This is a genomic window from Ectobacillus ponti, assembly GCF_024294785.1.
Taxonomy (GTDB): domain Bacteria; phylum Bacillota; class Bacilli; order Bacillales; family Bacillaceae_G; genus Ectobacillus; species Ectobacillus ponti.
The window spans coordinates 1-517 of record NZ_JANCLT010000120.1 but is presented as its reverse complement, the minus strand read 5'-3'; the positions used below and the strand labels follow the sequence as shown (position 1 = coordinate 517).

1 pseudogene is annotated in these 517 nt (G+C 65.2%); it reads right to left on the bottom strand.

Going from position 1 to position 517, the window contains the following annotated elements:
- Nucleotides 1-400, bottom strand: a pseudogene (locus NK662_RS24840) (chlorophyll a/b-binding protein); the annotation flags it as partial.
- Nucleotides 401-517: the final 117 nt, after the last annotated feature.

Below are 517 nucleotides of genomic sequence, written 5' to 3'. Positions count from 1 at the left end.
GTCCGTTCTTGAGTTCCTTCACCTTAAGCTCAGCAAAAGCCTCTGGGTCATCAGCAAGGCCCAATGGGTCGAAGCTGCCACCTGGGTAGATTGGGTCAGTGACCTCACCGAGGGGGCCACCAGCAATACGGTAACCTTCAACGGCACCCATTAGGATAACTTGTGTGGCCCAGATGGCGAGGATGCTCTGCGCGTGGATCAGGCTCGGGTTGCCGAGGTAGTCGAGCCCGCCCTCGCTGAAGATCTGCGACCCCGCCTTGAACCACACGGCCTCGCCGAACTTGACGCCGCTCCGGGCGAGGAGCTCCGGGAACACGCAGCCCAGCGCGCCGAGCATCGCCCACCTGGAGTGGATCACCTCCAGCTCCCGGTTCTTGGCGAACGTCTCCGGGTCGGCGGAGAGCCCCGCGGTGTCCCACCCGTAGTCGCCGGGGAACTCGCCGGAGAGGTAGGACGGCGGCTCGCCGGAGAGAGGGCCGAGTTAGAGCACTCGGTCTGCGCCGTACCACGGGCTCCC